The following is a 26,393-nucleotide window of genomic DNA, read 5'->3' as shown; positions in this document are numbered from 1 at the left end:
TGACCGACATCAGAGGCGCACGCGCATGACGCTCGCATGCGTGCAGCGGAGCGGACGCTGCCTACGCGCTGGCCGGGCCGTAGTCGGTGTCGAGAAGGCGTTTGGCGATCCCCGCAGCAAAAGCCGGGGTGCTCCACTAGCCCAGGCCGCTCATGTCCCAGAGGCGCACGGTGTGGTCCATCATGACGGTGGCCAACGTCTGTTCAGCCGGGCTGTACAGCACGTACATGGCGGCGGCGACGGTGCCGATGGGGTCACCGCGTGATTCGCGGCTGGTCAAACAGAGCTGCCATGCCGTGCACCCGACGTACAGGTGGGGTCGGTTTAGTCCTCGTCGGGGACGTTGCAACTGCGGAAAAGCTCTAATGCTTTAGCTGCGGCCACGTGTCCGAGTGCTCCTCGTCGAGTAACCGCGCCATATCGGCGACTACCTGCTCGGGAAAAGTGTTGACTTCGCTTATGCGGTCCGCCTGCCGGTACGAGATAGCGAGGTTTATCCGTGCGGTCAGCGTGTTCGGGCGTTCCCTCGCCCAGCAACGGTTCTTGATTGGCGACGACCTGCTCCTCGATAGTGATCGCCTACAGAGCCTCTTGACATCAGCAAGCAATCGCCTTCCGAACACCCGTCCGTTTCCTCATCCGTCGGCGAAGAGTAGGCCAGCAGAGTGGTTTCGATCGGACTTAACGTGGCGTTGGGTGGACGACGCCAGACTGACGGGAGGATGTGTACGCCAGCGGGAGCAGTCCGCCCTGCTGGCTAGTGGCCTGCGCCCGCGGGCGCGCGGAGGGGACGGTGGGGATGGACACGGAGAAGATCGAGATACAGGTTTACCTGGCTGGCAACGATGGAATCGGATCGCTGCAGGCGTGGCTGCAGGATGTGCCCGGGGTCCTGGTCGAACCGGTGGCGGGCGTGTCGCGGACAGGCGAACAGGGTGACGCGTGGGATTTCCTGAGTGTGTTGTGCGGCACCGGCGGCGCTGTGACTGTCGCGGTAAACGCCTTAGCCACGTGGATCGAGTCGAAAGTGACCCACGCGCGGGTGGTGGTCGGCCAGACCGAGATGGAGTTGCGCGGACCTGATCCCGAGGCCCTGACGCGGCTGGTACAAGCGGCCGGTGAGATCGAGGCTCGTGGCGGGCATGAGCGCGATTGACTTCTCCCGGTCGCGGGTGATCCTGGTCGGCACCTCCCACTACACCGCAGGGCTTGAGCAGATGGAGGCCGCAGCCAACAGCCTGACGGAGATGCACGCCTTGTTGAGCGGCCCGCTGTGCAACTGGCCGAAATCCCGCATCACGTCACTGCTGAACAAGAGCACCCGCGATGGTGTAGACCAGCGGATCGCCACGCTCATCCACGACACGGCCGACGTGCTGCTGTTCTACTACGTCGGCCACGGCCAACTCCTGGACGGGGAGGACCTCGGGCTGGCCCTGGCCGACACCCACCGCGACCCCCGTATGCGCTACACCACCTCGCTACGGTTGAGCCACCTGCGCCACGAGCTGAAGTACCGCTGCACCGCACGGGTCCAGGTCGTGATCCTGGACTGCTGCTTCGCGGGTCTGGCCACCCGCAACAGCCAAGGCGACGACTTGGCCAAACAGGTCCGCCAGATCACCAAGGTCGAGGGCGCCTACACGCTGGCCGCCTCCCGATCTTCCCAGAAAGCCCTGCACCAGGACGGCCCGGATGGGCTAACTTATTTCACCAAGATCCTCACCGAGGTCGTCCACGACGGCATCCCCAGCGCGGGCCCACACCTGGCCCTCAATGACCTGCACACCGAGATCAGTACCCGGTTCCGACACCTGGATCTACCCGAAGACCACCTGCGGCCAGAACCGACGACCCTGGCAGTGGACACCGCCGAAGAACTCCTCCTCGCCCGCAACGCCGCCTGGACCCCCCACATCTCCGATGAACCACCTGCGGCTCAGGCGGTGGTGAAGCCGGCCGCGGCACCGCGAGGAAAGCGGCGTACGCGGCCAGCCACACCAGGAGCGCACTACCTCGGCCCATACCATCGGCCACCCCAGCCCCAGGCACACACCAAACCCGGGCTCGCCGACATACGTGCAGCGCCCGTGACGCTCACGCGTCCCAGATTGGAGAACGCACGAACCGGCATCACAATCGGCTTTTTTTCGACATTGCTTCTTCTGGGAGTTATAATCGGCGGCGAGATTCTGAATTCCGAGATCTGGGGGAGCTCCCAGATCACGAATCAGGAGTGGCGAAGCCTACCCGCGATCATCGTCGGTTTCGTATTTGGATCTGTCCTCATCGGGATGATATGGGGGGCCTGCTATCGCCGTATCATCCTGACGATCGGCCCAGACGGGCTGGCTATCGAGAAAAGGACGATGCGACGGTCCACGAGCACTACCATGGCAATCCGCTGGAACAGCGTGCACCACGTCAGCCTCATGGGCGCCGGCCGCGGCTCGATCCTCGTGGCCTGGACCGAAAACGGCCATCCGCCCCACCCGTCTATCCCCCTCAACCACCGTGTCAAAGGCGGATGGTGGCTCTGCGCCATGTCTACGGTTACCGTCAGCGGAGGGGAAGACGAACAGCTCGCGTACGTCCGTGATGCGCTTGCCTACTTTGGCGGCGACAAATACACACAGCCGTGATCGCCCCTTGAACCATCGGCGATGCGCGAGGCCGACGCGATCATCGGCACAGAGTGCGCTCCTGAGCCAGATGTGGAAACTGTCCAGCAGAGGCGATTCTGGCAACGTGAATCTTGACGTCGTACAGCTTGCCATCAGCCGGGTAGCGAAATTGACGATGATCAATTCCCACTCCCGCTTTTCGGCAGAAGAGGGCCTTCGCGGCAACCTCGCGGCATGACTGACACGGCCGCGCCGGCCGACGAACCTGCTGCGATCACTGACCGTGTGACTGGCCGTCCACGGGGAACCTCAGCCGCCGTTGGATGCCCGATACAGAGCGGCCGCGTAGGTGCGCGCGGTGGCGGCCGTCAGCTTCTCGACCGACCGGAACATCGTCTTCCCGAGCTTCGCCCGCGCCTTCAACGCCGGATGCGTCGCGGCGTAGTCGTCCTTGGTGACCGCCGGATCGCCCGCGAACTCACCGGAGGCGAACAGCGAATAGGTCAGGATCGGCTTGCCGTCGGCGCTGAACATCACGCCTGCCTCGTTGCGGCCGTTGTTGAACCAGCCCGCCTTCGTGGCGACCCGCAGCCGCTCGGCCGAGGTCAGGCCGAGCCGCACGCCGTCGGTGAACGCGCTCAGCGAACGCAGGATGTTCAGCAGGTAGTCGGTGGACTTCGCCGAAAGCAGAGTCCCGCCGACCAGTTTCCGCAGCAGCGTATGCGTCTCGGCCGGGGTGGTCTTGCCGAGGAAGAACCGGTTCGGGTTCGCCACGGGAACGACCTGGGTGTGCACGAATCCCTTGCCGCGCAGGATCTCGTTGAGTTCCGCGGCGGGGCAGACCAGGCCGCACAGGCGGACGGCGGTGTTGTCGGACAGCGTCAGCAGCGCGGCCATCGCGTGCCCGAGGGTGACCGAACTCGGGTACGCCCCGTCGAGGGCGAAGATGCCGTCGGTGTCCTTGATGACGATGTCGGCCGTGACGTCGACGCGCTGGTCCAAGGTGAGCAGTCCGCGGTCGATCTTGTCGAGCACCGCGGTGGCGACGGCGATCTTGTTGACGCTGTACGCCTCGACCACCTCGTCCGCCCGCTCGGAGACGGCGGGAACCAGGTTCCCGGCGGAATCCGCGACGCTGACGTAGGACGACCATGTGCCGCCCGCCTTCGCGGTCTCCCTGGCGTAGACCTGGGAAATCCGGCGTGCGGCGGCCGAAGCGTCGGCGGCGGCGGTGTCCGATTCGGACTCTTCGGCGGCGTGAGCGACCTGCGCCGTCCCGAGCACCGCGCCCGCGGCGGCGACCGTGCCCAGCCCCAGCAGGCGACGACGATTGACGTTGGTATCCACTCGCGAACCCTACCGCGTTCAGCCGGCAGGCGTGACGAATCCGGTGTCGTAGGCCTTGATCACGGCCTGCGTCCGGTCCCTCGCGCCGAGTTTCGCGAGCACGTTCCCGACGTGTGTCTTCACCGTCTGCACGCCGAGGTACAGCTCGCCCGCGATCTCCACATTGGACAGTCCGCCCGCCATCAGCCGCAGCACCTCGCGTTCGCGTTCGGTGAGCCCGGCGCCGTCGAGGCCGTCCTGCGGCGCCCGGTTCGCCTGCTGCGCGGCCAGCCGCCGGATCGCGGCCGGGAACAGCAGCGACTCCCCCGCCGCCACCGTCCGGATCGCCCCGACGATCTCCTCGGGCCGGGCCCGTTTGAGCAGGAACCCGCTCGCACCGGCGAGCAGGGCGTCGTAGACGTAGTCGTCGTTCTCGAAGGTGGTCACCACGATCACCTTCGGCGGGTTGTCCATTGTGGACATGAGATGCGTGGTCGCGCGGATCCCGTCGACCGACGGCATCCGGACGTCCATCAGCACGACGTCCGGCCGGAACCGCGAGACCAGCCCCGGCACCTCGGCCCCGTCGGCCGCTTCGCCAACGACTTCCAGGTCCGGCTCCGAGGCGACGATCGCCCGCAGCCCCGCCCGGATCAACTGTTCGTCGTCGACCAGCAGCACCCCGATGCTCATCGCCGCTTCCCCCATGGCACCGCCACCTCGACCTTCCAGCATCCGTCCGCGCGGCCCGCGGTGATCGTGCCGCCGAGCACTTCCACCCGTTCCGTCATTCCCCGCAGCCCCCGGCCGCCCCCGTCCCGCGACGGCGCCGCGGTGCCGAGTGGGTTGGACACCCGCAACCGCAACAGCTCCGCTCCGGCGTCGACGAGGACCGTCACCGGAACCTTACCGGCGTGCCGCAGCGCGTTCGTCAGGCATTCCTGCAAGATCCGGTACGCCTCGCGGGAGACGACCGGCGGCACCGAGGACGGTTCGCCCCGCACCTCCGCCGTCACCTCGGCGCCCGCCAGCCGCGTGGCCTCGACCAGCGCGGGCAGCTCCGCCAGTCCTGATTGCGGTGCCCGTGAAGACGCCTCGTCACGCAGCAGTCCGAGCACGTGGTCGAGATCGTCCAGCGCGGCCCGTGCCGACTCCTCGATCGCGGTGAGCGCCTGCTCGGTGAAGCCGGGATCGGTCCTCAGGGTCCGTCGCGCCGCCCCGGCCTGGATGGTCACGACGCTCAGCGCGTGTCCGACCGAGTCGTGCAGTTCCCGCGCCAGCCGGTTGCGTTCGGCGAGCTGTTCGGTGCGCTTCTCCAGCTGGGCGATCCGTTCCGCGGCCGAGATCCCCAGCAGGCTTTTGGCGCAGCGGGTCAGTACCGCGCCCGCTCCCCACACGACGTAGGCCAGCACCACGACGCCGAGCAGGAACGCCACCGGGATCCACGCGCTCGCCCAGCCCTGCGGCACCACGATCGGATCCTCTGTGGACAGTGCGATCCGGCCGCTGAACGGGGCCGCGACGGTGAACCCGAAGCCGACCGGGACGAACAGGCTCGCCAGGCTGAGGACGCAACCGGTGCCCACGTGCAGCAGGTACATCGCCGTCGACCGCAGCCGGACGGGCCAGCCGCCCGCGGGCCCGAATGTCACTCCCGGCACGGGATCGTCCAGCAGTTCCCGGACGGCCGCGCCCTCCAGCACCCGGACGGCGGGGATGAACGACGACGCGATGATCACCAGGACGAGGGTGATCGTCGCGATGACGAGCCCGCGCTCCACCGTCGCGACGAGGGGCAGCAGCGACGGCACCACGATGGCGGCGAAGAGCACATACGGCACGCTCAGGGCGCCACCGAGGATGAAGTAGACCCACCTGCGGTAGGTCGCCCGGTCCACGAGCGGGCCGAAAAGTCGCATGCGCTCTTTCTAGCGTGTGCCCGCCGTACGCGGATCCCGCATCAGTATCTCCGCGATCCCCCTCGCGAGGGTGACCCGATGCGCGTCCCCGTCGATGCCGGTGTGCGCGACAGCGCCCTCGACCAGGAGGAAGAGCTGTTCCGCGAGCTTCTCCGGATCGTCCGCGTCCGGGGCGTCCTCACGGATGAGCTCGGCGAACTTCGCCCGTACGGCCGCCTTGTGCCGCCGGATCACGTCGAGCCCGGGATGGTCGGTGGGCAGTTCGGCCGCCGCGTTGAGGAACGCGCAACCCCTGTCGCTGCCGAGCTTCGGGTGATCGACGTAGGCGTCGAAAACCGTCAGCGCCCGAGGCCGGTCGGCGGCGGCCAGCCGCTCTTCCAGGTACGCCCACCAGACGTCGTGACGACGCCGCAGGTACGCGACCGTGAGCTCCGTCTTCGACCCGAAGCACGCGTACAGCGTCTTCTTCGTGACGCCGGCGGCCTCGGCCACGGCCGCGACACCCACCGCGTTCAGGCCCTCCCGGTAGAAGAGCTCGGTCGCGGCGCTCAGCACGCGTTCACCTGCTGGGGTCAGCATGCCTCGACTATACCGATCGGTTGACCTGAGCGCGAAATGCAGTAACACTTCTGAGGTATACCGATCGGTATACCTCAGAAGGAGAACTGATGGTGTCTTCGCACAAGCGCGAGCTGACCCTGACCGCGGCCGGGTTGTCGCTGATCGCGGTCTCCTACGGACTCGCGAGGTACGCGTACGGCCTCTTCGCGCCGACCCTCCGGACGGAGTTCGGCCTCGACGGCGGCACACTCGGCGCCATCGCGGCGGGGAGCTATGTCGCGTACTGCCTCGCCGTCGTCGCCTCGACCGCGGTCACCACCCGCTGGGGTGCGCGGGCGGGCGCGCTCGCCGCCGGGGTGACCGCGACCGCGGGGACCGCCCTGATCGCGTCCGCGCCGAACACCGCCGTCCTCGCGCTCGGCGTCGTCCTCGCCGGGGCCAGCACCGGCCTGGCCTCCCCCTCGCTCGCCGACGCGGTCTCACGCGTCGTCCGGGTGACCCGCCGCGACCGCGCTCAGTCCGTGGTGAACGCCGGGACCGGACTCGGTGTGCTGATCTCCGGACCGGTCTCCTTGCTGGCCATCGGCGACTGGCGAATGGCCTGGTGGGCCTTCGCCGCGGCCTCGGCGCTGGTGACCTTGTGGATCGCCCGGGTGGTGCCGCCGGTCAAGGACGACCGCGCACGCGGGCTGCCGTCGCCGCTGTTCCCGCCGGCCACCGGACGGCTGCTGCCCGCCGCGGCGACGCTCGGCCTGGCCAGCGCGGCGATCTGGACCTTCGGCCGCGACATCGCCGTCAGCGTCGGCGGGCTCGACGAGACCGCCTCGACGGTGGTGTGGATCGTCCTCGGCGCGGTCGGCCTGGCAGGCGCGTTCACCGCCGAGCTGACCTCGCGGGCAGGACTGCGCCGTGCCTGGTCGGCGGGAATGGTCCTGTTCGCCGTCGCCACCGCGCTCTTCGCGCTCGCCACCCGGTCTCTCCCGGCGCTCATCATCGCGGCCGCGCTCTTCGGGGCCGTCTACATCGGACTGACCGGTGTCCTGATCCTGTGGGGCACGAGGGCCTATCCGACGGCGCCCGCGTTCGGTGTCGGCGTCGCCTTCCTGATGCTGGCACTCGGCCAGGCGGCCGGAGCACCGCTCATCGGCCTCCTCGGCGATCTCATCGACCTCCGTGCCGGCTTCCTCGCGGCCGCGGCGATCGCCGTTCTCGGCGTCCTGTTCGCGCCGCGGGAGGCGACCACGACGTACAACTTCGGGCTCCGCTCCCTCTCAAGGGTGAGCACCGTCCCGCCGGAGCGGGAATCCAGCGCGGACTGCGCGTGATGTGCTCTTCGGCATGAACCTGCTGCTCGGCCTGCTCACCCTGCCCGTCTACGCGCTGATGCTGTGGCCGCTCGTGGTCGCCGCCCGCCGCGTGCTGGGTGTGCGGATCGGCGTGGTCCGCGCGTTCTGCGCCGCCGGCTTCGGCTGGCTCGTCGCGGGCGGGATCCTCAGCGCGTTCCCCACGCCGATGTACGCGGGCGGGGCCTTCGCCGGGCTCGTCATCCCGGTGGCGGGCGGCGCGTTCCTGGCGACGCTGATCTTCCTGTTCGTCGCGGAGTTCGTCCTGCCATCGGGTTCGGGACTCGGGCTGATCGGCCGGATCCGGTCAATGCGCCGGCGCGCGGCCCGGACGCGGCGCTACTCGCAAATCACCCGGATCGCGATCAAACACGGCCTCGGCCGCTACCTCACCGGCCGCCGTGAACCCGGCCTCGCCAAGGTCCGGCACGCCAAACTGGCGCGATCGCTGCGGCGGGCGCTGGAAGAGGGCGGCGTGACGTTCGTGAAACTCGGCCAGCTGCTCTCGACGCGCTCCGATCTGCTTCCGCCGGTGTTCATCGACGAACTCAGCAAGCTCCAGGACCAGGTCGCCTTCGCCGACGCCGACGAGGTCGCGACGGTGCTGCGTGAGGAACTAGGCGGCGACCCGGACGAGATCTTCGCCGAATTCGACCCGGAACCGATCGCGGCCGCGTCGATCGCGCAGGTCTACCGGGCGAAACTGCGCGGCGGGCAGGACGTGGTGGTCAAGGTGCAGCGGCCCGGCGTGCAGGCACTGGTCGACCGGGACCTCGACATCGTCCGCCGGGTGGCGGCCGCGCTGGACCTGCGCGCGGACTGGGCACGTTCGCTCGGCGTCGTCGACCTCGCCGAAGGGTTCGCCGACGCGCTGCTCGAAGAACTCGATTTCCGCACGGAGGCAAGGAACATCGAAGCGGTCGCCGCGGCCTACCCCGGCACCGAAGTCGCCATCCCGACCGTCCACAAAGAACTGTCCACCGAACGTGTCCTGGTGATGCGGCGCCTCGACGGCAAACCGCTCGCCGCCGCCAGGGAACAGGTCCCGGTCGCGGAGCGGGCAAAGCTCGCGCGGTCGATGCTGCGCTGCGTGCTCGGCCAGGTGATGGGCAGCGGCGTCTTCCACGCCGACCCGCATCCCGGCAACGTCCTGCTGCTCACCGACGGCAGACTGGGCCTGCTCGACTTCGGCTCCGTCGGACGGCTCGACTCGGGTCTGCGCGCCGGATTGCAGAACCTCATCCTCGCCCTCGACCGAGGCGACCCCGCCGCGTTGCGCGACGGTCTGCTGGAGATCGTCGACCGGCCGGACGAGATCGAGGAGCGACGGCTGGAGCGGGCGCTGGGAGCGTTGGTGGCCAAGCATTTCAACCACGGACAGGCGCCGGATCTGGACATGTTCACCGATCTGTTCCGGGTGATCGCCGACTTCCGGCTCAGCGTGCCCCCGCCGATCGCCGCGGTGTTCCGCGCACTGGCCACTTTGGAGGGAACACTGGCCGCGCTGGCGCCGGGATTCAACATCGTTGTCGAATCCCGCGCCTACGCCGCCGAGCAGGTCGGCGCCGGACTGCGGCCGGAGTCGTTGCGCTCCACGGCAACCAACGAACTGATGGCGCTCCTGCCGGTGCTGCGACGGCTGCCCCGCCGCGTCGACCGGATCGGCAACGCGCTGGAACAGGGCAGGCTTTCGGTCAACGTCCGGCTGTTCTCCGACGAACGCGACCGCGACGTGGTCACCGGACTGGTGCACGAAGTCCTGCTGGCGTTCGTCGGCGCGGCCACCGGGCTGATGGCCGTACTGCTGCTGGGCAGCGCGACCGGCCCGCAGATGCTGCCCGGGGTCACGCTGCACCAGATGTTCGGCTACAACCTGCTGGTGGTCAGCGCGCTGGTGGGATTGCGGCTGCTCTTCGTCGTTTTCCGGCGGACCGGACAACGCTCACGATCGTCCCGATGACACCGAGGACGACGAGCCCGGCACCGGCGAACACGAGGTTCCGCGAGGTACGGAATCCGGTGTCGGACAAGGGATCCCCGGGAAGACCCGCTTCGGCGAAAAACGCAGACTAACGCCGGCGGTTCCGCTCAGCCCCGGGGCGCGTACATGATGACGCCGACCCCGGCCAGGCAGATCAAGGCACCGACGACGTCGTAGCGATCCGGCCGGTAGCCGTCGGCGACCATCCCCCACGCCAGCGAACCCGCGACGAACACTCCGCCGTACGCGGCGAGGATGCGGCCGAAGTTCGCGTCGGGCTGCAAGGTCGCGACGAAACCGTAGAGGCCAAGTGCCACGACGCCCGCGCCGATCCAGAGGTAGCCGCGGTGCTCCCGCACCCCTTGCCAGATCAGCCAGGCGCCGCCGATCTCCAGCAGGGCGGCGAGCGCGAAGAGCGCGATGGACCGGACGATCATCCGGGCAGCCTATTGCGGCGCGGCCGAGCCACGCCTGAGCGCCCCGATCCTCATGTCTTGAAGGCGCCTTTCCCTCGCGGCGACCGACTCCTTCCCTGACAGGAGTGACCAGTGAGGCATTGGGTCCGCTGTACCGATGCCGACCGGACGACACGTACTTAGGACACTCTTGGCTCTAACGAGCCGAAGCTTTCACGATTCCGACTCGCGCCTGCGACGCGGTATAGGCCGTTATACGCTCCGGTCGCCAGTCCGTGAAGGCCCCCAATGCTATGAAAGGTCCTTTCCTTGCAAAATTTGCAAGGAAAGGACCTTTCATAGCGCGCAAAAGAGCGGTCAGACGGTGAAGCCCAGGGCACGCAGCTGTTCGCGGCCGTCGTCGGTGATCTTCTCCGGGCCCCACGGCGGCATCCAGACCCAGTTGATCCGGAAGTCCTTGACCAGTCCGGTTCCACCGCCGACGAGGGCGGCTCCGGTCTGGTCCTCGATGACGTCGGTCAGCGGGCAGGCCGCCGAGGTCAGGGTCATGTCGATGGTGGCGGTGTTGTCCGCCTCGACATGGATGCCGTAGACCAGCCCGAGGTCCACGACGTTGATGCCGAGTTCGGGGTCGACGACGTCACGCATCGCCTCTTCGACGTCCTCGACCTTCGCCACGTCGGCGCTGTCCGGGGCGGCGGTGGTCTCGGCGTCGAGGTCGGCGGCCGTGCGCCCCTCGCGGGTTTCGGTCTGCTGTTCGGTCATGCCGTCTCAACTCCGTTGGTCGTGCGGGTGACGGCGTCCTTGAACGCCATCCACCCGAGCAGGGCGCATTTCACGCGGGCCGGGTACTTGGCGACGCCGGCGAAGGCGATGCCGTCCTCCAGCACTTCCTCGTCCGGTTCGATCTGCCCTTTGCCCTGCATCAGCTCGACGAAGGCGTCCATGGTGGTGAACGCCTCCTCCACGGTGTGCCCGACGACGAGATCCGTCAAGACCGAAGTGGAAGCCTGGCTGATCGAACAGCCCTGTCCCTCGTAGGAGACGTCGGCGACCTTCCCGTCGTCGACCTTCACCCGCAGTGTCACCTCGTCGCCACAGGTCGGGTTGACCTGGAACGATTCGGCGTCGAACGGCTCGCGCAGACCGCGGCCGTGCGGGTTCTTGTAGTGGTCCAGGATGATCTCCTGGTACATGCTCTCGAGATTCATCAAGCCACCCCGAAGAACTTCTGCGCCTCACGCACGCCGTTCACCAGCGCGTCCACCTCGGACAGCGTGTTGTAGACGTAGAACGACGCGCGCACGGTCGCGGGCACCGAGCAGGCCCGGTGCAGCGGCCACGCGCAGTGGTGCCCGACGCGGACGGCGATGCCGAGGCTGTCCAGCACCTGGCCCGAGTCGTGCGGGTGGACGCCGTCGATGACGAACGACACCAGTCCGCCGCGGTCGGTCATGTCGGTGGGGCCGATGATCCGCACACCGGGGATCTCGCCGAGCCCGGCCAGCGCCGCCTCGGTGAGAAGGTGTTCGTGCGCGGCGACCCGTTCCATGCCGATCGCCGACAGGTAGTCCGCGGCCGCGCCGAGGCCGACGGCCTGCGACGTCATCGGGGTGCCTGCCTCGAACCGCTGCGGCGGCGCGGCGAAGGTGGTCTGCTCCATGCGGACCAGCTCGATCATCGAGCCGCCGGTCAGGAACGGCGGCATCGCTTCGAGCAGTTCACGGCGTCCATAAAGGACACCGATGCCGTACGGGCCGACCATCTTGTGCCCGGCGAAGGCGGCGAAGTCGACGTCCAGCGCGTGGAAGTCCACCGGGAAGTGCGGCACCGACTGGCAGGCGTCCAGTACGACCAGCGCGCCGACCTTGCGGGCCTTCTTCACCAGGAACTCGACGGGGTTGATCGTGCCGAGCACGTTGGACTGGTGCGTGAACGCCAGCACCTTGGTCCGCTCGGTGATCAGCTCGTCCACATTGGACAGATCGAGGCGGCCGTCCGCGGTGACGGAGAACCACTTCAGCGTCGCGCCGGTGCGCTGACAGAGCTGCTGCCACGGCACCAGGTTCGCGTGGTGCTCCATCTCGGTGATGACGATCTCGTCGCCGGGACCGATCTTGAACCGCTCGGCCCCGGGACCGGCCGTGGCGGCGTTGCTCATCGCGTAGGCGACGAGGTTGATGCCCTCGGTGGCGTTCTTGGTGAACACCAGCTCGTGGGGGGAGGCGCCGACGAACTCCGCGATCCGCACGCGGGCGGATTCGTAGGCGTCGGTCGCTTCCTCGGCGAGCTGGTGCGCGCCGCGGTGCACCGCGGCGTTCGAGGTCTCCAGGAACCGGCGCTCGGCTTCGAGCACCTGCGCCGGTTTCTGGGACGTCGCACCGGAATCCAGATACACCAAGGGTTTCCCGTCCCGCACCGTGCGGGTCAGGATCGGGAAGTCGGCCCTGATGGCCGCTACGTCCAGCGGTGCAGCAGAGTTAGCCGTGGTGGTGGTCATCGGGCCAACTCCTCTCGGTGTAGTCGCGGAAACAGTGATCAGACGGCGGCGGTCTCGGTGGAGCCGGCGTACTTGACGTAGCCGTGCTCCTCCAGCTCGTCCGCGAGCTCACGGCCACCGGACGCGACGATCTTGCCGCCGGCGAAGACGTGCACGAAGTCGGGCGTGATGTGCCGCAGGATCCGCGTGTAGTGCGTGATCAGCATGACGCCGGCGTCGTTGTTGGCCTTGAACTCGTTGACGCCCTCGGACACGACGCGCAGCGCGTCGACGTCGAGGCCGGAGTCGGTCTCGTCGAGGATGGCGATCTTCGGCTTGAGCAGCGCCAGCTGCAGGATCTCGTGGCGCTTCTTCTCGCCGCCGGAGAAACCCTCGTTCACCGAACGCTCGGCGAACTCGGACGAGATCTCCAGCTTGCCCATCTCCTCCTTGACCTCCTTGACCCAGTGGCGCAGCTTGGGGGCCTCGCCACGGACCGCGGTGGCCGCGGTGCGGAGGAAGTTGGACATGGACACGCCCGGCACCTCGACCGGGTACTGCATGGCGAGGAACAGGCCCGCGCGGGCGCGCTCGTCGACGCTCATCTCCAGCACGTCCTCACCGTCGAGCAGGACCTGCCCGGAGGTGACTTCGTACTTGGGGTGACCGGCGATGGCGTAGGACAGCGTGGACTTGCCCGAACCGTTGGGGCCCATGATCGCGTGGGTCTCGCCCGACTTGATGGTCAGGTTGACGCCCTTGAGGATCTCCTTGGGGCCTTCCTCGGTCGTGACCGAGGCGTGCAGATCCTTGATTTCCAGCGTAGGCATTTCTTTCCTAAAAGTCTGATGTGGACGGACGAGGGCTTAGACGCCCACGGCTTCGAGCTCGGCTTCGATCGCGGCCTCGAGACGCTCGCGCACCTCGGGAACGCCGATCTTGACCAGGATCTCGTGGAAGAACCCGCGTACGACCAGGCGGCGCGCGGCGTCTTCGCCGATTCCGCGCGACTGAAGGTAGAACAACTGCTCGTCGTCGAACCTTCCCGTGGCGCTCGCGTGGCCGGCGCCTTCGATCTCGCCGGTCTCGATCTCCAGGTTCGGGATCGAGTCCGCCCGCGCGCCCGGCGTCAGCACCAGGTTGCGGTTGAGCTCGTAGGTGTCGGTGGCCTCGGCGGCCGCCCGGATCAGCACGTCGCCGACCCACACGGTGTGCGCGCCGTCGCCCTGCAGCGCACCCTTGTACATCACGCGCGACTTGCAGTTCGGCACCGCGTGGTCGACGAAGAGACGGTGCTCCTGGTGCTGACCTTCGTCCGCGAAGTACAGGCCGAGCATCTCGACGTCGCCGCCCTTGTCGGCGAAGGTCGCCGTCGGCGAAACGCGGACAAGGTCACCGCCCAGGGTGATGACGATGTGCTTGAGCGTGGCGTCGCGGCCGAGCTTGAGGTGCTGCTCGGAGACGTGCACCGCGTCGTCGGCCCAGTCCTGGACGCTGACCACGGTCACGTTCGCCGAATCGCCGATGACGAACTCGACGTTGTCGGCGTAGGTGCCGGAGCCGACGTGGTCGAGGACGATGACGGCCTCGGAGAACTGTTCGGCGCGCACCTGCATGTGCCCGTAGGCGACCTTGCCCTCGCCGGGGCCGGTGATCTTCACCGTCGACGGCTTCGACGTCTTCGTCTCCTTGGGCACCGTGATGACGGTGGCCTCGGTGAACGAGGAGTACGCCTGCGCGGCGATCCGGTCGCTCGGGACACCCGCGGCGCCGAGGCGCTCGTCGTCCCGGCCGACCTGCTCGATCTTCAGTTCGGGCGCGGCGTCGGCGTCCACTGTGGCCGAACCCGAAGCGGCGGCGGACCCGTCGTGCAGGCCGCGCAGCCGCTTCATCGGAGTGAAACGCCAGTTCTCCTCACGGCCGCCGGGAACCTCGAAGGCCTCGACGTCGTAGGAGGTGAAGCGCTCCGCGCGAGAGGTCGCCGGAATGACGACCCCTTCGCGCATCGCTTCGGAAACGTTGTTCTCGGTAACCGACATGACTAGCCGACGGACCCTTCCATCTGAAGCTCGATCAGGCGGTTCAGCTCGAGCGCGTACTCCATCGGCAGCTCACGCGCGATGGGCTCGACGAACCCGCGCACGATCATCGCCATGGCCTCGGCCTCGTCGAGACCGCGCGACATGAGGTAGAACATCTGGTCTTCGCTGACCTTCGAGACGGTCGCCTCGTGGCCCATGGAGACCTCGTCGTTGCGGATGTCGACGTACGGATACGTGTCCGACCGCGAGATCGTGTCGACGAGCAGCGCGTCACAGACCACGCTGGACCGCGAGTGGTGCGCCCGCTTCGCGACCTTGACCAGGCCGCGGTACGAGGTGCGGCCACCGCCGCGCGCCACCGACTTCGACACGATGGTCGAGGAGGTGTGCGGCGCCAGGTGCTCCATCTTCGCGCCGGCGTCCTGGTGCTGGCCTTCGCCCGCGAACGCGACCGAGAGGACCTCACCCTTGGCGTGCTCGCCCATGAGGAACACGGACGGGTACTTCATCGTGACCTTGGAACCGATGTTGCCGTCGATCCACTCCATGGTCGCGCCCTCTTCGCACTTGGCGCGCTTGGTGACCAGGTTGTAGACGTTGTTCGACCAGTTCTGGATGGTCGTGTAACGGCAGCGGGCGCCCTTCTTCACGATGATCTCCACGACCGCCGAGTGCAGCGAGTCGGACTGGTAGATCGGCGCGGTGCAACCCTCGACGTAGTGCACGTAGGCGTCTTCGTCGACGATGATCAGGGTCCGCTCGAACTGACCCATGTTCTCGGTGTTGATCCGGAAGTAGGCCTGCAGCGGGATGTCCACCTTGACGCCCTTGGGCACGTAGATGAACGAACCGCCCGACCACACCGCGGTGTTCAGCGCGGAGAACTTGTTGTCCCCGGCCGGGATCACGGAGCCGAAGTACTCCTTGAAGATCTCCGGGTGCTCCTTGAGCGCGGTGTCGGTGTCCAGGAACAGAACGCCCTGCGCCTCCAGATCCTCACGGATCGAGTGGTAGACGACCTCGGACTCGTACTGCGCGGCGACACCGGCGACGAGGCGCTGCTTCTCCGCCTCGGGGATGCCGAGCCGGTCGTACGTGTTCTTGATGTCCTCGGGCAGGTCTTCCCAGGAAGTGGCCTGCTTCTCACTGGACCGCACGAAGTACTTGATGTTGTCGAAGTCGATCCCGGAGAGGTCCGCACCCCAGTTGGGCATCGGCTTCAAGTCGAAGAGCTTGAGCGCCTTCAGTCGTGCTTCGCGCATCCACTCCGGCTCGGACTTCTTCGAGGAGATGTCGGTGACGACGTCCTCGTTCAGTCCTCGACGGGCCGTTGAGCCCGCCTCGTCGGAGTCCGCCCAGCCGAACGCGTACTTGCCAAGGGACTCGATGGTCTCTTCCTGGCTCATGGGCGCGGTGGTGGGAGTGCGCTGCTCGGCAGCGGCAGTCATGCGGGTTTCCCTCCATTCGGGATCCGTGCTGTGCGCCCAGAAGAGGGCGCCGTGCTTCCCGGCCCTGGTGTGGCCGGGTGACCCGCCGAAACGACGGGTACGTGTGTGGTGCACGCGTTGTCACCGCGTGCGATGGTCGCCAGTCGCTGGACGTGGGTACCCAGAAGTTCCGCGAAAGCCTCTGTCTCGGCTTCGCACAACTGAGGGAACTCGGCGGCGACGTGGGCGACCGGGCAATGGTGCTGGCAGAGCTGTTCACCGACACCGACCTGACGGGTCGACGCAGCGTAACCCTCCCTGGTCAACGCCGCAGCGAGGGCCTCGGCGCGAGCGGCGGGGTCCGCGTGCTGGGTGATCGCGTCCTGATGCGGGCCGACCAGCGAGGCGACCCGAGCCTCCGCGAAGGCCTTCACGGCGTCTTCCCCGGCGTGATCGGCGAGGAAGCGGATGGCCGAGGAAGCGAGGTCGTCGTAGGCGTGCCCGAACCGGGCCCGGCCGGCTTCGGTCAGGAGGAAGTTCTTGGCGGGACGGCCACGTCCGCGGGGACCGCGGCGGGGCGCGTCCCGGGTTTCGGCCTCGCCGTCGGCGAGCAGCGCGTCGAGGTGACGACGGACGGCGGCGGCGCTGATGCCCAGCTGCTCGGCCACCACGACGGCGGTCATCGGACCCTGTTCCAGCAGCAAGCGGGCCACTTCGTGCCTGGTCCGGCCCTCGGGGCCGATCTGCGCGGGGACAGGCTGAACCTCGGCGCGGGGCATGTCGCCACCGGCCTCGTTCCGCGTCCCCGTCTTTTTCACAACACAAGTGTGACGTATTTCCGGGGAGACGGCAAAGAGGGGTGCCTCACGGAGTGGCGTGGGTCACTTCGCGCCTGCTCTGACGCAAGTAGGTGCCAGGTTGCGCTCCTTGCACGCGCAACCACCGCAACCAGGTGCCGAGTTGCGTTGTTCCCGGCATCGCTACCCTTCCTGAGTGGCAGTGGGCGATCACCCGGCGCAGCGGGACACGGACGGGGCAGAGCCGGAAGACCCGGCGGCGGGTTCGGTGGCGACGCTCACCCCCGGGCACCCGCACGAACCGGAGCCGCTGGACGACAAGGAACTGCGGGGCCTGAACGTGGTCCGCCGGTTCGGCGCGGTCGGTTCCCTGTTCCTCGCGCTCGGCTCGCTCGGCGCGGGCGCCGCGCCGGTGATCAACCCGGTGCAAGAGATCCCGGTCCTGCGGCTGTTCACCCGCATCCCGATGGTCTCGCTCGCGATGGGCCTGGCCGGGATGGCGATCATCGTGCTCAGCTGGCTGCTGCTCGGCCGGTTCGCGCAACCCGCGCGCCGCCGCCTCGCCACCCAGGGCCAGCTCGCCCGCACCATCGCGCTCTGGTGCGCGCCGCTGCTGGTCATCCCGCCGCTGTTCTCCCGCGACGTCTACAGCTATCTCGCGCAGAGCGAGATCGTCGCCCGCGGGATGGACCCCTACTCCCTCGGCCCGGCCGAAGCGCTCGGCGTCTCGGACCCGCTGACCTCGGGCGTCTCCAACATGTGGCGGGAGACCCCGGCGCCCTACGGCCCGCTGCTGCTGCGCCTCGGCGGCTGGCTCGCCCCGCTGAGCAGCGGCAACATCGTCACCGGCGTACTGCTGCAGCGCGGCCTCGCGCTCATCGGCGTCATCCTGATCATCTGGGCGCTCCCGCGGTTGGCCCGGCGGTTCGGCGTGCAGCCCGCGACCGCGCTGTGGCTCGGCGCGGCGAACCCGCTGCTGATCTTCCACTTCGTCGCGGGCGCCCACAACGACGCGCTGGCGATCGGGCTCATGGTGGCCGGGCTGGAGGTCGGTCTCCAGCGGATGCCGGTGCGGTTCAAGCACGACGCGCCTCCCCCGCTGGCCAAGGGTGAACTGCTCTACATCGCGCTCGGGGTGGCGATCATCACCCTCGGCGTCGCGGTGAAGATCAACGCGATCCTGGCGCTGCCGTTCTTCACCGTGATGGTGGCCAGACGCTGGCACGGCCGGATCAAGGACCTGGTCACCGCCGCGGTGCCGATGGCGCTGCTGTTCGGGGTGGTCCTGGTGGCGGTCTGCTACGGCACCGGCCTCGGTTTCGGCTGGGTCGGCGCGCTCGGGACGCCGGGACTGGTCCGCTCGTGGATCTCGCCGACGTCGGAACTCGCCGCGCTCGGTGGCGTCCTCGGCATCGTGCTCGGCCTCGGCAACCACACCAACGCGATGGTGCCGATCCTCGGCGCGCTCGGCTATCTCGTCGCGGGCGCGGTGACGGTCAAGTTCCTTTGGGACAGCTTCAAATGGCGCTACCGGCCGATCATCGGCCTCGGTGTCTCGCTGGGCGCGGTGATGGTGCTGCACGTCGCGCTCCAGCCCTGGTACCTGCTGTGGGCCATCATCCCGCTCGCCGCGGCGGCCGGGACCTCGCGGTTCCGCATCGCGGCGACGATCGTCACCGCCGTCCTGCCGTTCCTGCTGCCGACGACGGGAAGCACCTTCGAAGGCCGCGGCTTCGTCCTGCCGTTCGCGTGGGCCGCCGCCGGGGTCGTCACGCTACTGGGGCTGTTCATCGTCCACCGCCTCTCACCACTGCTGCTGTCCAGACCGTCCCCGGAGCATTCGGTCCCGGCGTGACGCCGTATCGTGACCTGTCGTGAACACCCCCGCCGTCGAGATCACCGGGCTGGTGAAACGCTACGGATCCACCACCGCCGTCGATGGACTCGACCTGCGGATGGAACGTGGCACGCTGCTCGCGTTGCTCGGCCCGAACGGGGCCGGCAAGACCACCACCGTCGAGATCTGCGAAGGCTTCCTGCGGCCTGACGAAGGCGAAGTCCGCGTGCTGGGATTCAATCCTTCGCACGACGGATCCGCGCTGCGGCCGCGGATCGGCGTGATGCCCCAGGGCGGCGGCGCGTATCCCGGCGTCCGCGCCGACGAGATGCTCGGACTGGTCGCCGCGTGTGCGGCGAACCCGCTCGAACCCGCCTGGCTGCTGGATGTCCTCGGTCTTTCGGGAGCGAGGAAGACACCGTTCAAACGACTGTCCGGCGGGCAGCAGCAACGGCTCTCGCTCGCCTGTGCGCTCGTCGGCCGCCCGGAACTGCTCTTCCTCGACGAACCGACGGCGGGCATGGACCCGCAGGCCCGCCGCCTGGTCTGGGATCTGCTCGGCGCACTGCGCGCCGACGGCGTCAGCGTGCTGCTCACCACGCATCTGATGGAGGAGGCCGAAACGCTGGCCGACACCGTGGTGATCGTGGACCACGGCAAGGTCGTCGTCGAAGGCACTCCGCAGTCGCTGACCGTCGAGGCCGGTGAGACGGCGCAGTTGCGTTTCAAGGCCCGAACGCGGCTCGACACCGCGCTGCTGACCGCGGCGCTGCCCGAGGGGCATCTCGTGCACGAGTCGGCACCGGGGACGTACCTCGTCGAAGGCGCGATCGACCCGCAGGTGGTGTCGACGGTGACGGCGTGGTGTGCCCAGCAGGGCGTCATGCCGGAGGAGCTGCAGGTCGGCAGGCGCACGCTGGAAGAGGTCTTCCTGGAGCTGACCGGACGGGAACTGCGCGCATGACCACCACGCCAACGCCGCGGTTCGCCGCGGGCACGTTCACCCCGGCCCCCGGCCGCGGTTCGCTCGGCAAGATGCTGCGCACGCACGCGAAGGTCGAGGCGAGCCTGACCCTGCGCCACGGCGAGCAGATCCTGCTGACCCTGCTCATCCCGCTCGCGCTGCTGATCGGCTTGTCGCTGCTGGACATCCTGCCGTCGGCCCAGCTCGGTTCGGCGTCCAAAGTGGACTGGATCACGCCGAGGATCCTGGCGCTCGCGGTGATGTCGTCCGCGTTCACCGGACAGGCCATCGCGCTGGGCTTCGACCGCCGCTACGGCGTCCTCAAACGGCTTTCCGCCACCGCGCTGCCCCGGTGGCTGCTCATCGCCGGCCGGGTGGCCGCCGCGCTGGTCGTGGTCGCGCTGCAGGCGGTGCTCCTCGGTGCCGTGGCCGCGCTGCTGGGCTGGTCGCCGTCGCTGGGCGGACTCCTCGGCGCGATCCCGTTCCTGCTCGTCGGCACCCTCGCGTTCGGCGCGCTGGGCCTGCTGCTCGGCGGGGCGCTGCGCGCGGAGGCCGTGCTGGCGCTGGCGAACATCGTCTGGTTCGTGCTGCTGCTCGCGGGCGGCATCCTGCTGGCACCGTCGACGATGCCGTCCGGCGTCGCGTGGATCGTCGAACTGCTGCCCTCGGGCGCGCTCGCCGAAGGACTGCGGTCGGTGCTGCTGGACGGTTCGTTCGGCTGGGGCCCGTTCGCGGTACTCGTCGGCTGGGGCGTCGTCGCGGGTGCGCTGGCGAGCAAGACCACGAAGCTGACCTGAGGCGGCCGACACAGCGGGTCCGGCCGGTGGAACGCTCTCAGGAACGGCGTTCTAGCATCGGACGGTGCCGTTCCAGAGCCTTGTAGCGCGTCTGCCGTATCCCTCGTTCGCGGTCCAGCGAGCGGTCGCGATGGCGGCGGTGATCGCCCAGGCCGGAATCGGCGTCACCGGCTCGGTCGTCCGGGTGACGGGTTCGGGCCTCGGCTGCCCGACCTGGCCGCAGTGCGTCGAAGGCAGCATCGTGCCGGTCGCACACCCCGAGTTCGACGCGCTCACCCAGTGGATCGAGTTCAGCAACCGGATGCTGACCGGCGTCGTCATCGCCGTCGCCGCGCTGTGCGTGATCACCGCGTGGCGGGTGCAGATCGAACACCCGAGCCGCCGCCGTCTGGTGAAGCTGGCCTGGACGATGCCCGCCGGCGTGATGCTGCAGGCCGTCGTCGGCGGGATCACCGTGCTCGCCAAACTCGAATGGTGGACCGTCGCGCTCCACTTCCTGGCCTCCACTCCCCTGGTCTGGCTCGCGGTGCTGCTGCTGCGGGCGTTCAAGGAGGGTGACGAGCCCGCCCGCTGGCTGATCCCGGACGCGGGCCGCAAGACGCTGATCGCGCTCGCCGCGTCGATGTGGGCCGTCCTCGTGGCGGGCACCACCGTGACCGGCGCGGGCCCGCACGGCGGCGACCCCGGCACCCACCGGCTCCAGGCCCCGATCGAGACGCTCACCCAGGTGCACGGCGGACTGCTGGTGGCCTACCTGATCGTGCTGGCCGTCTTCGGGCTCCAGCTGATGCGAGGGGAGACGCCGAAGCAGTTGTGGCGGCGCTACACCATCGTGTGGATCGTCGCGGTCCTCCAGGGCGTCGTGGGCTCGGTGCAATACGCCCTCGGCGTGCCGGAGGCGCTGGTGTCGTTCCACGTCCTCGGCTCCGCACTGGTGATCATCTCGACCGCGGCACTGTGGTGCGGCTCACGTGATCGTGGTCCGGCGCCGGTTTCCCACGCCTCTGAGCGGGAACTCGCCACTTCGAACTGACCCCCTGGCAAACCGGACGTAACCCCCGGGCGGCGTGCTCGCCAGACACTGCCCTTACGCTGCGTTTCGGTGCCCCGCACGGGGGTTCACCACCGAGTCGAGGCACGAGGTGTCGTATGACCGCCAGCACCGAGCCGGACGCACCGGCCAGTCCGTCCAAACCCCTGATCTCCCACCGGCGCGGCTCCGGGGAGATGCTGATCCTCAAGACCTTCCTGCTGGTCCCGTTCGTCGCGTTGCTCGCCGCGGTGCCGATCGTGTGGGGCTGGGGCATGACCTGGGTCGATCTCGTGCTGGCGGCCGTGTTCTACACCGTCGGGACGCTCGGGGTGACCGTCGGATACCACCGCTACTTCACCCACGGCGCCTTCAAGGCCGGACGGCCGCTCCGGATCGCGCTCGCCATCGCCGGGAGTTTCGCGGTGCAGGGGTCGGTCATCTTCTGGGTGGCCAGCCACCGTCGCCACCACGCCTTCGCCGACCGCGAAGGCGACCCGCACTCCCCCTGGCTGTTCGGGACGTCGCCGTCGGCGCTACTGCGCGGCTTCTGGCACGCGCATATGGGCTGGATGTTCAGCCGTGAAGTGACCAACTACGACCGTTTCGCGCCGGACCTGGTGGCCGACAAGGACCTTCGCGTCGTGAACCGCTACTTCTGGCTGTGGATCACGCTGAGCCTCCTGCTGCCCGCGGTGCTCGGCGGGCTGCTCAGCTGGTCGTGGTGGGGTGTGGTGACCGGGTTCTTCTGGGCCGGGCTGGTCCGGATCGCGTTCCTGCACCACGTCACCTGGTCGGTGAACTCGATCTGCCACATGGTCGGCGAGCGCCCGTTCGCCAGCCGCGACAAGGCGGCGAACTTCTGGCCGCTGGCGATCCTGTCCATGGGCGAGTCGTGGCACAACTCCCACCACGCCGATCCGACCTGCGCGCGGCACGGTGTCCTGCGCGGGCAGGTCGATGTGTCGGCGCGGGTGATCTGGCTGTTCGAGAAGTTCGGCTGGGCGCGCGATGTGCGGTGGCCGAAGCCGGAGCGCTTGGCCGCGAAGCTCGCCAAGCCTGCCTGACACCCTCTTCGCAATTCGTCATCTACTTGCGGTGGTTGCCCTGGGCGACAGCTGCTATGAAAGGTCCTTTCCTTGCAAAATTTGCAAGGAAAGGACCTTTCATAGCATCGCGAGGGGCGGGTCAGGCGAGTTGCTGGCGGACAGCCGACGCGAAGCGCCAAGCGGCGGCGGGGTCGGTCTGCCGGAAGCCGAGCGAAGGCTCGACGAGCTCCAGTTCCAGCAGCAGCGGCCTGCCGTCCGGCCCGGCGACGAGGTCGACGCGGGCGTAGAGCAGTTCCGCGCGCAGGATGCCGAGCAGCGCCGCTGTCGCGTCCAGGGCGTCTTCGGCCAAGGCGCGGAAGCCCGCGGCTGGCTGCACGGGCGCGAGCTTTTCCGTCACGTACAGGCCGGATTCGTCGAGCTCCCGGCCCAGCATCGCGGCCTTCGAGAACGCGTGCGAGTACACGCCACCGAAGTACACCAGCGCGATCTCGCCCTCACTGTCCACACTGGACTGATACGGCTGGAGCAGCACGGTGTTCCCGTCGGCTTGCAGGCCGGCGAGATGAGCGGCGGCCGCGTCGCCCGCTGTGAACCGGCCGGCTCCTCGCGAGCCGGCACCGACGGCGGGCTTCAGCACGAACTCGCCCTTGGGCCAGCGCGGGGCCTGGTCGTCCGGCGCGATCAAGGTCGTCGGCACGACCGCGACCCCGGCGTCACCCAGTTCGGCCAGATAGGACTTGTCGGTGTTCCACCGCACGACTTCGGCCGCATTGGCCAGCGTCGGCACGGATTCGGTCCAGGACAGGAACTCGTCGCGGCGCTCGGCGTAGTCCCAGGTGGCGCGCAGCACGACGATGTCCGCCGCGCCGAAGTCGACGGTCGTGTCGTCCCAGGCGGCCCAGCGGGTCTTGAAACCGAGGTCGGCCAGCGCCTCGGGAACGGCGTGCTCGTCGCCGTCGCCCTCCGGCAGGGCGGAGCAGGCGACGAAGATCGCGGATCCGCTCACTTCCCCGCCATCCGGCGGCGGTGCTCGGGGCCGATCTTGGTGGCCTTCACGGTCTCGCTGTCCCATTCGGCGGGCTCGAGGTCTTCGACGGCCTCGACCAGCGCCTCGCCTGCCTCCACGGAGGCGACGACGACGTCGCCGAGCGCGCCGTCGGCGCCCACGAGCACGACCCTGGCGCCGATCCGGCCGATGTTCTCCACCACCGCGCGTGACGGCTTCCCGTGCCGCTTCACGAAGTCACGGGCGGCCGCGACCTGGCGCGACGTGGGGGCGGCGGTCTCGGTCTTCTCTTCGGTCTCAGCCACGGCCAGAGCTTAACCGCGAAAAGCCCGCGACGCGGAATAACCGTGGCGTCGGCCATAGTTGTCCCGGTCGGAACGACCTTGAACGAGGAGGATGTATGCCCACGGCAGTGCAGATCCGGCGAACCGGCGGTCCCGAAGTCCTTGAGCTCTCCGAAGTCGAGGTCGGCGAACCCGGAGCCGGCGAACTGCTCGTGGACGTCGCGGCGGCGGGCGTCAACTACATCGACACCTATCACCGCGAAGGCATCTACCCGGTCGACACGCCGTTCGTGCTGGGCATGGAAGGCGCGGGCACGGTGGCCGCGGTCGGCGCGGACGTGACCGGCTTCGCCGTCGGCGACCGGGTCGCCTGGCAGGGTTCGCTCGGCAGCTACGCCCAGCGCCGTCTGCTCCCCGCCACGATCGCGGTGAAGATCCCCGAAGGCGTGACCGAGGAGACCGCCGCCGCCACGATGCTCCAGGGCATCACCGCGCACGCGCTGATCGCCTCGACCTACGAGGTCAAGGCCGGTGACGACGTGCTGATCCACGCCGCCGCGGGCGGGATGGGCCTGCTGCTCGTCCAGCTGGCCAAGGCGCGCGGGGCCCGCGTGATCGGCACCGTCTCCACCGACGAGAAGGCCGAACTCGCCAAACAGGCGGGCGCGGACGACGTCATCCGCTACGACCAGGTCGACTTCGCGAAGGCCACCCGAGACCTCACCGGCGGCAAGGGTGTCGAGGTGGTCTACGACGGCGTCGGCAAGTCCACTGTGGACGGCAGCCTGGCGAGCCTGAAGATCCGCGGCCTGCTCGCCCTCTACGGCGCGGCCAGCGGCCCGGTGCCGCCGATCGACCCACAACTGCTCAACCGCAGCGGCTCGGTGTACCTCACCCGCCCGACCTCCGCGCATTACGTGCTCACCCGCGAGGAACTGGAGTGGCGGGTGAACGAACTGTTCGCCGCCGTTCAGGACGGCTCGCTGAACATCCGGATCGGCGGCCGCTACCCGTTGGGAGACGCCCGTCAGGCGCACGAAGACCTCCAGGGGCGCCGCACCACCGGCAAGCTCCTGCTGATCCCGTGACGGTGCTCTGGCCGGAGGAGGTCCGGCTCGAAGGCGAGGGACTCGTCCTACGGGAGTGGACCGAAGACGACGTCGCGGGGATGCCCGAGCTGTTCGACGACCCCGCCGTCGCGCGGTTCACCCCCTTGGCCTCACCGTTCGACGAAGTGGCCGCGAAGGCCCACTACGCGAAGTGCGTCACCCGCCGTGCGGAATGCAAGGGACTCCGGTTCGCCATCACGACCGACGGGAGCGAGCCGCTCGGCGAGGTGGTGCTGATGCTGCCGGGAGAACCGTCGGACCCGGTCGAACTCGGCTACATGGTCGGGCGCGCCCACCGCGGCCAAGACCTCGCGGCGCGGTCTCTCCGGGTGCTCACCGCGTACGCGCTGAAGCTCGGGCTCAGCCCGCTACGGCTGCGGATCGACTCTCAGAACGCGGCGAGCGAGGCCGTCGCCCGCCGCGCGGGTTACGTCCCCGCCGACCTGCCGCCCAAGGTCGAGATCGAGAAGGGCGTCGAGGTCACTCTGCTCACCTGGGAGTACGCCGGCTGAGCAGAACGCCGTGAGGGCCTCCTTCCCTACTCTGAAGGTAGGGAAGGAGGCCCTCACGGACTTCAGCCGGCTGAGCGCACCCAGAGCCCCCGCAGCCGGAACTCGTCCTGCTCCGCGTGCTCGACGGTCAGTTCGACCTCGTCGCCCACGTCGAGCTTCCGGAACTCGCCGGGCCCGAAACCCTCCAGCATCGAGTAGTGCACCCAGATCGGGTCGGCGAAATCGGCCGACTCGACGACTCCCCAGCCGTCGTCATCCAGCCAGGAACGGACCCGGCCGCGGTGGACCCGCCCGTCCGGAGTGCCCATCAGCCCTTGGCGGTGGGGACGGTCACGGCGTCGGTCACGAACACCAAGGTCTCGTTCGGCGCGATGCCGTTGCCGCCCTTGCCGTAGCCGAGGTCCGGCGGGATGATCAGCAGGCGCCGCGCTCCCTGCTTGATCCCGTCGAGGCCCTGGTCCCAGCCCTTGATGACGTCGCCTGCGCCGAGCGTCAGGTCGAACGGCTCGCCCCGGTCGAACGAGCTGTCCAGCTTCTGCTTGTTGGACCAGGTGACCAGCGAATAGTTCATCTGCAGCTTCGCGCCCGCTTTGGCGCCCTCACCGGTGCCGGGCTCGAGGTCCTTGGTGATGAGCTTCTTCGGCGGGTCGCAGTCGTCCGGGATGGTGATGGTCGGCGCCTCCCCGAACTTCCCGGTGGTCTTGACGTCCTCCGCCGTGCATTCCTTGCCCGTCGGGGCGGCCGGAGCCGAAGACGACGCCGAAGCGGGAGCCGCGCCGGAGGACGACGGGGCGGAACCTGCGGTGTTCGATTTCTCGCCACAGGCCGCCAGGGCGAGGACGCCCGCGCCGATGACCACGATCTTGCCGAATGTGCGCATGCGGCCGACC

At 68.6% G+C, this 26,393-nt stretch carries 28 protein-coding genes; 11 read left to right on the top strand and 17 right to left on the bottom strand.

Annotated elements, in window-relative coordinates:
* Positions 1-136 precede the first annotated feature (136 nt).
* Positions 137-280, bottom strand: a complete 144-nt coding sequence (locus ACLJO0_RS15070) for a hypothetical protein (protein WP_410579139.1) — start codon at positions 278-280, stop codon at positions 137-139.
* A gap of 519 nt (positions 281-799) precedes the next feature.
* On the opposite strand from ACLJO0_RS15070, the gene ACLJO0_RS15065 reads away from it, so the two are divergent.
* Both ACLJO0_RS15065 and ACLJO0_RS15060 read left to right on the top strand, forming a co-directional pair.
* Positions 800-1,156 carry an effector-associated constant component EACC1 gene (locus ACLJO0_RS15065; RefSeq protein ID WP_410579138.1) on the top strand — a complete coding sequence of 119 codons (357 nt, stop codon included), beginning with the start codon at positions 800-802 and terminating at the stop codon, positions 1,154-1,156.
* Positions 1,143-2,642: a caspase domain-containing protein gene (locus ACLJO0_RS15060; RefSeq protein WP_410579137.1), complete on the top strand. Its 1,500-nt coding sequence runs from the start codon at positions 1,143-1,145 to the stop codon at positions 2,640-2,642. The genes ACLJO0_RS15065 and ACLJO0_RS15060 overlap by 14 nt, the downstream gene beginning before the upstream one ends.
* A gap of 291 nt (positions 2,643-2,933) precedes the next feature.
* Here ACLJO0_RS15060 and ACLJO0_RS15055 read toward each other — a convergent pair whose 3' ends face one another.
* The 4 genes from ACLJO0_RS15055 to ACLJO0_RS15040 are packed head-to-tail and all read right to left on the bottom strand — an operon-like array spanning position 2,934 to position 6,448.
* Complete coding sequence (locus ACLJO0_RS15055) at positions 2,934-3,971, bottom strand: serine hydrolase (RefSeq protein WP_410579136.1); 1,038 nt, start codon at positions 3,969-3,971, stop codon at positions 2,934-2,936.
* 18 nt (positions 3,972-3,989) lie between these two features.
* Complete coding sequence (locus ACLJO0_RS15050; protein ID WP_125793832.1) at positions 3,990-4,643, bottom strand: response regulator; 654 nt, start codon at positions 4,641-4,643, stop codon at positions 3,990-3,992.
* Entirely contained in the window at positions 4,640-5,869 is a 1,230-nt protein-coding gene (locus tag ACLJO0_RS15045) for a sensor histidine kinase (RefSeq protein WP_410579135.1), read from the bottom strand. Before ACLJO0_RS15045 ends, ACLJO0_RS15050 begins: the two co-directional genes overlap by 4 nt.
* 9 nt (positions 5,870-5,878) lie before the next feature.
* A complete protein-coding gene (locus ACLJO0_RS15040) occupies positions 5,879-6,448 on the bottom strand; it encodes a TetR/AcrR family transcriptional regulator (RefSeq protein WP_410579134.1) in 570 nt (189 codons plus the stop codon).
* A gap of 89 nt (positions 6,449-6,537) precedes the next feature.
* Between ACLJO0_RS15040 and ACLJO0_RS15035 the strand changes: the two genes are divergently transcribed.
* Entirely contained in the window at positions 6,538-7,755 is a 1,218-nt protein-coding gene (locus tag ACLJO0_RS15035; RefSeq protein WP_410579133.1) for an MFS transporter, read from the top strand.
* Positions 7,756-7,768: 13 nt separating this feature from the next.
* On the top strand, positions 7,769-9,733 hold the full coding sequence (locus ACLJO0_RS15030) for an ABC1 kinase family protein (protein ID WP_410579132.1): 1,965 nt from the start codon (positions 7,769-7,771) through the stop codon (positions 9,731-9,733).
* 128 nt (positions 9,734-9,861) lie between these two features.
* On the opposite strand, the gene ACLJO0_RS15025 is transcribed toward ACLJO0_RS15030, so the two are convergent.
* The 8 genes from ACLJO0_RS15025 to ACLJO0_RS14990 all read right to left on the bottom strand — a co-directional run bounded on the left by ACLJO0_RS15025 (position 9,862) and on the right by ACLJO0_RS14990 (position 16,897).
* Positions 9,862-10,191 (bottom strand): YnfA family protein, encoded by a 330-nt coding sequence (locus ACLJO0_RS15025; RefSeq protein ID WP_125793826.1) that lies wholly within the window; start codon positions 10,189-10,191, stop codon positions 9,862-9,864.
* A gap of 336 nt (positions 10,192-10,527) precedes the next feature.
* Positions 10,528-10,935, bottom strand: a complete 408-nt coding sequence (locus ACLJO0_RS15020) for a metal-sulfur cluster assembly factor (RefSeq protein WP_125783747.1) — start codon at positions 10,933-10,935, stop codon at positions 10,528-10,530.
* The gene (sufU, locus tag ACLJO0_RS15015; protein ID WP_125783745.1) at positions 10,932-11,381 is read right to left on the bottom strand and encodes a Fe-S cluster assembly sulfur transfer protein SufU; all 450 of its coding nucleotides are present in this window, start codon (positions 11,379-11,381) and stop codon (positions 10,932-10,934) included. The genes ACLJO0_RS15020 and sufU overlap by 4 nt, the downstream gene beginning before the upstream one ends.
* The gene (locus ACLJO0_RS15010; RefSeq protein ID WP_125793824.1) at positions 11,381-12,670 is read right to left on the bottom strand and encodes a cysteine desulfurase; all 1,290 of its coding nucleotides are present in this window, start codon (positions 12,668-12,670) and stop codon (positions 11,381-11,383) included. Before ACLJO0_RS15010 ends, sufU begins: the two co-directional genes overlap by 1 nt.
* Before the next feature lie 38 nt (positions 12,671-12,708).
* Positions 12,709-13,479, bottom strand: a complete 771-nt coding sequence (gene sufC, locus ACLJO0_RS15005) for a Fe-S cluster assembly ATPase SufC (RefSeq protein ID WP_410579131.1) — start codon at positions 13,477-13,479, stop codon at positions 12,709-12,711.
* 36 nt (positions 13,480-13,515) lie between these two features.
* Positions 13,516-14,688, bottom strand: a complete 1,173-nt coding sequence (sufD, locus tag ACLJO0_RS15000) for a Fe-S cluster assembly protein SufD (RefSeq protein WP_410579130.1) — start codon at positions 14,686-14,688, stop codon at positions 13,516-13,518.
* A 2-nt stretch (positions 14,689-14,690) separates the two neighbouring features.
* Positions 14,691-16,097, bottom strand: coding sequence for a Fe-S cluster assembly protein SufB (gene sufB / locus ACLJO0_RS14995; protein ID WP_410579314.1), 1,407 nt, complete (start codon positions 16,095-16,097; stop codon positions 14,691-14,693).
* A gap of 38 nt (positions 16,098-16,135) precedes the next feature.
* Positions 16,136-16,897, bottom strand: a complete 762-nt coding sequence (locus ACLJO0_RS14990) for a helix-turn-helix transcriptional regulator (protein WP_410579313.1) — start codon at positions 16,895-16,897, stop codon at positions 16,136-16,138.
* Between the two features lie 286 nt (positions 16,898-17,183).
* Between ACLJO0_RS14990 and mptB the strand changes: the two genes are divergently transcribed.
* The 5 genes from mptB to ACLJO0_RS14965 all read left to right on the top strand — a co-directional run bounded on the left by mptB (position 17,184) and on the right by ACLJO0_RS14965 (position 22,610).
* A complete protein-coding gene (gene mptB, locus ACLJO0_RS14985) occupies positions 17,184-18,770 on the top strand; it encodes a polyprenol phosphomannose-dependent alpha 1,6 mannosyltransferase MptB (RefSeq protein ID WP_410579312.1) in 1,587 nt (528 codons plus the stop codon).
* 19 nt (positions 18,771-18,789) lie between these two features.
* Positions 18,790-19,716: an ABC transporter ATP-binding protein gene (locus ACLJO0_RS14980; RefSeq protein WP_125783734.1), complete on the top strand. Its 927-nt coding sequence runs from the start codon at positions 18,790-18,792 to the stop codon at positions 19,714-19,716.
* Positions 19,713-20,513, top strand: a complete 801-nt coding sequence (locus tag ACLJO0_RS14975; RefSeq protein WP_410579129.1) for an ABC transporter permease — start codon at positions 19,713-19,715, stop codon at positions 20,511-20,513. The genes ACLJO0_RS14980 and ACLJO0_RS14975 overlap by 4 nt, the downstream gene beginning before the upstream one ends.
* Positions 20,514-20,577: 64 nt before the next feature.
* Positions 20,578-21,546: a COX15/CtaA family protein gene (locus ACLJO0_RS14970; protein WP_410579128.1), complete on the top strand. Its 969-nt coding sequence runs from the start codon at positions 20,578-20,580 to the stop codon at positions 21,544-21,546.
* A gap of 116 nt (positions 21,547-21,662) precedes the next feature.
* Positions 21,663-22,610, top strand: a complete 948-nt coding sequence (locus ACLJO0_RS14965) for an acyl-CoA desaturase (protein WP_410579127.1) — start codon at positions 21,663-21,665, stop codon at positions 22,608-22,610.
* A gap of 121 nt (positions 22,611-22,731) precedes the next feature.
* Here the strand turns inward: ACLJO0_RS14965 and ACLJO0_RS14960 are convergent, their stop codons facing one another.
* Both ACLJO0_RS14960 and ACLJO0_RS14955 read right to left on the bottom strand, forming a co-directional pair.
* Positions 22,732-23,598, bottom strand: a complete 867-nt coding sequence (locus tag ACLJO0_RS14960; protein WP_125793817.1) for a RimK family alpha-L-glutamate ligase — start codon at positions 23,596-23,598, stop codon at positions 22,732-22,734.
* Complete coding sequence (locus tag ACLJO0_RS14955; protein ID WP_125783724.1) at positions 23,595-23,903, bottom strand: hypothetical protein; 309 nt, start codon at positions 23,901-23,903, stop codon at positions 23,595-23,597. Before ACLJO0_RS14955 ends, ACLJO0_RS14960 begins: the two co-directional genes overlap by 4 nt.
* A 95-nt stretch (positions 23,904-23,998) precedes the next feature.
* Between ACLJO0_RS14955 and ACLJO0_RS14950 the strand changes: the two genes are divergently transcribed.
* On the top strand, positions 23,999-24,970 hold the full coding sequence (locus ACLJO0_RS14950; protein ID WP_410579126.1) for a quinone oxidoreductase family protein: 972 nt from the start codon (positions 23,999-24,001) through the stop codon (positions 24,968-24,970).
* Positions 24,967-25,503, top strand: coding sequence for a GNAT family N-acetyltransferase (locus ACLJO0_RS14945; RefSeq protein ID WP_410579125.1), 537 nt, complete (start codon positions 24,967-24,969; stop codon positions 25,501-25,503). The genes ACLJO0_RS14950 and ACLJO0_RS14945 overlap by 4 nt, the downstream gene beginning before the upstream one ends.
* Positions 25,504-25,565: 62 nt before the next feature.
* On the opposite strand, the gene ACLJO0_RS14940 is transcribed toward ACLJO0_RS14945, so the two are convergent.
* Together ACLJO0_RS14940 and ACLJO0_RS14935 are read right to left on the bottom strand one after the other, a co-directional pair.
* A complete protein-coding gene (locus tag ACLJO0_RS14940; RefSeq protein ID WP_410579124.1) occupies positions 25,566-25,811 on the bottom strand; it encodes a cold-shock protein in 246 nt (81 codons plus the stop codon).
* Positions 25,811-26,383 (bottom strand): FKBP-type peptidyl-prolyl cis-trans isomerase, encoded by a 573-nt coding sequence (locus tag ACLJO0_RS14935; protein WP_410579123.1) that lies wholly within the window; start codon positions 26,381-26,383, stop codon positions 25,811-25,813. Before ACLJO0_RS14935 ends, ACLJO0_RS14940 begins: the two co-directional genes overlap by 1 nt.
* Between the last annotated feature and the right edge of the window lie 10 nt (positions 26,384-26,393).

Source organism: Amycolatopsis sp. lyj-108, from assembly GCF_046549005.1.
Lineage (GTDB): Bacteria > Actinomycetota > Actinomycetes > Mycobacteriales > Pseudonocardiaceae > Amycolatopsis.
Note: the sequence above shows the minus strand (reverse complement) of the source record. Positions and strands in the feature narration are given on the sequence as shown.

What these genes read in the sequence shown, in the direction of transcription:
- ACLJO0_RS15065 (WP_410579138.1), top strand. Translation starts at nt 800, where the DNA reads ATGGACACGGAGAAGATCGAGATACAGGTTTACCTGGCTGGCAACGAT.
- ACLJO0_RS15060 (WP_410579137.1), top strand. Translation starts at nt 1,143, where the DNA reads ATGAGCGCGATTGACTTCTCCCGGTCGCGGGTGATCCTGGTCGGCACC.
- ACLJO0_RS15050 (WP_125793832.1), bottom strand. Translation starts at nt 4,643, where the DNA reads ATGAGCATCGGGGTGCTGCTGGTCGACGACGAACAGTTGATCCGGGCG.
- ACLJO0_RS15045 (WP_410579135.1), bottom strand. Translation starts at nt 5,869, where the DNA reads ATGCGACTTTTCGGCCCGCTCGTGGACCGGGCGACCTACCGCAGGTGG.
- ACLJO0_RS15040 (WP_410579134.1), bottom strand. Translation starts at nt 6,448, where the DNA reads ATGCTGACCCCAGCAGGTGAACGCGTGCTGAGCGCCGCGACCGAGCTC.
- ACLJO0_RS15035 (WP_410579133.1), top strand. Translation starts at nt 6,538, where the DNA reads ATGGTGTCTTCGCACAAGCGCGAGCTGACCCTGACCGCGGCCGGGTTG.
- ACLJO0_RS15030 (WP_410579132.1), top strand. Translation starts at nt 7,769, where the DNA reads ATGAACCTGCTGCTCGGCCTGCTCACCCTGCCCGTCTACGCGCTGATG.
- ACLJO0_RS15025 (WP_125793826.1), bottom strand. Translation starts at nt 10,191, where the DNA reads ATGATCGTCCGGTCCATCGCGCTCTTCGCGCTCGCCGCCCTGCTGGAG.
- ACLJO0_RS15020 (WP_125783747.1), bottom strand. Translation starts at nt 10,935, where the DNA reads ATGACCGAACAGCAGACCGAAACCCGCGAGGGGCGCACGGCCGCCGAC.
- sufU (WP_125783745.1), bottom strand. Translation starts at nt 11,381, where the DNA reads ATGAATCTCGAGAGCATGTACCAGGAGATCATCCTGGACCACTACAAG.
- ACLJO0_RS15010 (WP_125793824.1), bottom strand. Translation starts at nt 12,670, where the DNA reads ATGACCACCACCACGGCTAACTCTGCTGCACCGCTGGACGTAGCGGCC.
- sufC (WP_410579131.1), bottom strand. Translation starts at nt 13,479, where the DNA reads ATGCCTACGCTGGAAATCAAGGATCTGCACGCCTCGGTCACGACCGAG.
- sufD (WP_410579130.1), bottom strand. Translation starts at nt 14,688, where the DNA reads ATGTCGGTTACCGAGAACAACGTTTCCGAAGCGATGCGCGAAGGGGTC.
- sufB (WP_410579314.1), bottom strand. Translation starts at nt 16,097, where the DNA reads ATGAGCCAGGAAGAGACCATCGAGTCCCTTGGCAAGTACGCGTTCGGC.
- ACLJO0_RS14990 (WP_410579313.1), bottom strand. Translation starts at nt 16,897, where the DNA reads ATGCCCCGCGCCGAGGTTCAGCCTGTCCCCGCGCAGATCGGCCCCGAG.
- ACLJO0_RS14975 (WP_410579129.1), top strand. Translation starts at nt 19,713, where the DNA reads ATGACCACCACGCCAACGCCGCGGTTCGCCGCGGGCACGTTCACCCCG.
- ACLJO0_RS14965 (WP_410579127.1), top strand. Translation starts at nt 21,663, where the DNA reads ATGACCGCCAGCACCGAGCCGGACGCACCGGCCAGTCCGTCCAAACCC.
- ACLJO0_RS14950 (WP_410579126.1), top strand. Translation starts at nt 23,999, where the DNA reads ATGCCCACGGCAGTGCAGATCCGGCGAACCGGCGGTCCCGAAGTCCTT.
- ACLJO0_RS14940 (WP_410579124.1), bottom strand. Translation starts at nt 25,811, where the DNA reads ATGGGCACTCCGGACGGGCGGGTCCACCGCGGCCGGGTCCGTTCCTGG.
- ACLJO0_RS14935 (WP_410579123.1), bottom strand. Translation starts at nt 26,383, where the DNA reads ATGCGCACATTCGGCAAGATCGTGGTCATCGGCGCGGGCGTCCTCGCC.